The organism is Mycobacterium sp. (assembly GCF_035653355.1).
Lineage (GTDB): Bacteria > Actinomycetota > Actinomycetes > Mycobacteriales > Mycobacteriaceae > Mycobacterium.
Genome location: NZ_DASRBZ010000283.1, coordinates 1 through 3,668, shown reverse-complemented (window position 1 = coordinate 3,668; position 3,668 = coordinate 1). Strand labels below are relative to the sequence as shown.

The following is a 3,668-nucleotide window of genomic DNA, read 5'->3' as shown; positions in this document are numbered from 1 at the left end:
ACCGCCTTGGCGGCCATGACGTGCGGCAGCGGTCCGCCCAGCACCATCGGGCAGCCCTTGTCGACCGCGTCGGCGTAGTCCGGCTGCGCCAGGATCAGCCCGCCGCGCGGTCCGCGCAGCGACTTGTGCGTGGTAGTGGTGGTGAGGTGGGCGTGCGGCACCGGATCCTCGTCGCCGGTGAACACCTTGCCGGCTACCAGCCCGGCGAAGTGGGCCATGTCGACCATCAGGATGGCGCCCACCTCGTCGGCGATCTCACGCATCGTGGCGAAGTTGATTCGCCGAGGGTAGGCGGAGTAGCCGGCGACCAGGATCAGCGGCTTGAATTCCCGTGCAGCTGCGGCGACCGCGTCGTAGTCGAGCAGACCGGATTGCGGGTCGGTGCCGTAGCTGCGCTGGTGAAACATCTTGCCGGAGATGTTCGGCCGGAAACCATGCGTGAGGTGGCCGCCGGCATCCAGCGACATCCCCAACAACCGCTGCTCGCCAAGCTTGTGCCGCAACACTTCCCAGTCCGACTCGGAAAGCTCGTTGACATGCTTGGCGCCGGCCTCGGCCAGGCTGGGCGTCTCGACACGAGTGGCGAGAATCGCCCAGTACGCAACGAGATTGGCGTCAATGCCCGAGTGAGGTTGGACGTAGGCATACGGCGCCCCGAACAACTCGCGGGCATGCTCGGCAGCCACACTCTCGACGGTGTCGACGTTTTGGCAGCCGGCGTAGAAGCGGTGGCCGATGGTGCCTTCGGCGTACTTGTCCGACAGCCAACTACCCATGGTGAGCAGCACCGCGGGTGACGCGTAGTTCTCGCTGGCGATCAGCTTAAGCGAATCACGTTGATCGGCAAGCTCTTTGCGTGTCGCAGCGGCAATGCGCGGTTCGACTGATTCGATGACCTGCAGTGCGGCGCGGTAGGCGGTGCTGGCGGTATCGGCGTATTCCGCGCCAAGAGGTGGTGCTGAGGTTGCGGTCCCGGTCGAGTCAGCTGCCATGCACCCGAACCTACTCTGCTCGCAGCGACGACGGGATCAGCGGCTCGTCGAGTAGCCGGCGGAACCGCTCGGGCAGGCCGACACCAGATGGGCGGTCATCGAGCCAGGCTCGCAATAGCCGATAGCCCTCGACATAGGTGCTGGTGTAGGCCCGCCACAACGGCGAGCACAGAAAGCGCAGCATTTGGCGGGCGCGGTTCTCGGGCAGCAGCAACCAGCGTCGCACATAGTCCGTCACCTCGTCGGCGTCGCGGTGTTCGTCGTGCAACATCAGCGCGGCGTCCTGGCGGACATTCATCAGCGCTGCGGAAGCCTCTGCGATGGCCTCGGCGCGCTCGCCGTGGAAAAGCAGCCCCAGATCGGCGTAGATGTCCGCGGCCCAGCGGCCCCAACCGCGGCCGACGGCCACATGCAACGCGAGGTCGGCCAGGCCCTCGGCCATCAGGCACTGCGGGGTGTTGACCAGGAAAATGGTGTGCTCGGCCTGCCCTTGGCGCTTGACGAGCCCGGCTTCCTTGCGGCAATGCTCGGTGTGATGTCCGGGATAGGACTCGTGGGCTACCAGCCGGGGCAGGTTGGACATCAGCTGTTTTATGTCGGCGTTGACGGCGACTTTCGAGCGGTAGTTGCCCAGGTAGTAGTTGAACCCCGACCACGGCTTGTCGGTAACCACCTCGTAGTTGACGGTTTCGGTGTCCGGCAGCGGATACTCGGCACGCACCCGGTCCCGCAGCGCGCTGGAGAACGCGTCGATACAGTCGGCCAGCCGCTGCGGCGGGATCTCCTCGCCAGCGCGATGAGCTGCCATCCGGTCGGCCAGCGGGCCGGTCCCGCCGAGCACCTCGTCGAGGCGGGCGTGGGCCTGCCGGTAGCAGTCGACGTCACCCTTGCCGATGTGGACGTCGAAGTAGTCGTGTACCTCGTCGACAAAGCTGACCTGCTCGCCGGCGAATTTGCGTCCCGCACACGCCAGAGCTCGCAAGTGGGCCCGCAGGTAGTTCGCGCGAGCCTCGTCAAACCCCTTGTCGCAGGGAACTTCTGGCAGCGCTGCGAGCAGACGCTGGGCCTGGCGGGCCAACTCGCGCGGATCTGGCACCGGCTCGTCCTGCACCGCCCGACGTAGCCTCGGATCACCGGTGAAGGCGTCCACATAACCTGGCTCGACGCGGTCGAAGCGCAAACCCAGCAGCAGGTACTCCCGGATCAGCGCGGCAGGCTCCATAGCCGCCCACGCTATCGGGGTCGCCCCAGCCGCTCACGGCGCGGCGGCGGCTGCAAGACTGACCCCTATGCCGCGGCTGAGCGAGCCGAGCCCGTATGTGGAGTTCGACCGAAGTCAGTGGCGCGCGCTGCGCATGTCGACGCCGCTGAAACTCACCGAGGAAGAGCTGGTCAAGCTCCGCGGTCTCGGGGAAAAGCTCGACCTGCTCGAAGTCGAAGAGGTCTACCTGCCGCTCGCCCGGCTCATCCACCTACAGGTCGCCGCCCGCCAGCGCCTGTTCGCCGCGACCGCGGAATTCCTCGGCGAGCCGCAACAGAACCCAGATCGCCCCGTCCCGTTCATCATCGGGGTGGCTGGCAGCGTCGCGGTGGGCAAATCGACCACCGCCCGTGTACTGCAGGCACTGCTGGCCCGCTGGGAGCACCACCCGCAGGTGGACTTGGTGACCACCGACGGCTTCCTCTACCCGAATGCTGAGCTGGAACGTCGAAACCTTATGCACCGCAAGGGTTTTCCGGAAAGCTATGACCGCCGCGCGCTGATGCGGTTCGTCACCTCGGTGAAGTCCGGTTCGGAATACGCCTGCGCGCCGGTGTATTCACACCTGCTCTACGACATCATTCCGGGCGCCAAGCAGGTGGTGCGCCACCCCGACATCTTGATCCTCGAGGGCCTCAACGTCTTGCAGACCGGGCCCACGTTGATGGTGTCGGACCTGTTCGACTTCTCCTTATATGTCGACGCGCGCATCGAAGACATCGAACAGTGGTACATCTCGCGGTTCCTCGCCATGCGCACCACCGCGTTCGCGAACCCGGCGTCCCACTTCCACCACTACGCACGGCTCAACGACCCGCAGGCCATCGCTGCCGCCCGCGAAATCTGGCGTTCGATCAACCGGCCCAACCTGGTCGAGAACATCCTGCCCACCCGGCCGCGGGCCACCCTGGTGCTACGCAAGGACGCCGACCACTCCATCAACCGGCTGCGGCTGCGCAAGCTGTAGCCCCACTTCTGATGAGCTTTCGCTGGATCGAAATTGCCCGGTTTTTCTGGGGCACCATACTTTTGACGGCTTCTCCGGCTGTCTTGTCTCGTCTGCACGGCGTGGAGGTCGACCGCAATGCCGTTGTCGTCACCCGCGTCCTCGGGGCCCGCCACCTTGTGCAGGCGTTGTTGTCGGGCCTCAAGCCGAGCCCAGAAGTCATCGCTGCGGGTGTATGGGTGGACTCGGTGCATTCGGCGACCGCACTCGGTCTAGCGGTTGTCGACCCTCATCGCGCGCGCGGGGGGATCATCGATACGGTCATCGCGGCGGCCTGGGCGATCTTCGGCTGGCATGACTTGGCCACGGCGAAGACCACTGCGCCTCCTCGACAGCGACGCCGCGATCAGCTCGCGCAAGTGGTACTTCCGCGTCTGCCCGGCGGCAAGCCGTTGTGGGCGCGAGTCGA

4 protein-coding genes are annotated in these 3,668 nt (G+C 65.9%); 2 read left to right on the top strand and 2 right to left on the bottom strand.

The annotated features are described in order from the left end of the window. Positions 1-992 (bottom strand): glycine hydroxymethyltransferase (locus VFA16_RS09765; protein ID WP_324967617.1); only part of this gene is annotated, 992 nt, incomplete at its 3' end. Positions 993-1,002: 10 nt separating this feature from the next. Further along, a complete protein-coding gene (locus VFA16_RS09760) occupies positions 1,003-2,214 on the bottom strand; it encodes a DUF885 domain-containing protein (protein ID WP_324967616.1) in 1,212 nt (403 codons plus the stop codon). 67 nt (positions 2,215-2,281) lie between these two features. On the opposite strand from VFA16_RS09760, the gene coaA reads away from it, so the two are divergent. After that, positions 2,282-3,220 (top strand): type I pantothenate kinase, encoded by a 939-nt coding sequence (gene coaA / locus VFA16_RS09755; RefSeq protein WP_324967615.1) that lies wholly within the window; start codon positions 2,282-2,284, stop codon positions 3,218-3,220. 11 nt (positions 3,221-3,231) lie between these two features. Continuing rightward, a partial coding sequence (locus VFA16_RS09750; protein WP_324967614.1) for a hypothetical protein occupies positions 3,232-3,668 on the top strand: 437 nt, incomplete at its 3' end.

What these genes read in the sequence shown, in the direction of transcription:
- VFA16_RS09760 (WP_324967616.1), bottom strand. Translation starts at nt 2,214, where the DNA reads ATGGAGCCTGCCGCGCTGATCCGGGAGTACCTGCTGCTGGGTTTGCGC.
- coaA (WP_324967615.1), top strand. Translation starts at nt 2,282, where the DNA reads ATGCCGCGGCTGAGCGAGCCGAGCCCGTATGTGGAGTTCGACCGAAGT.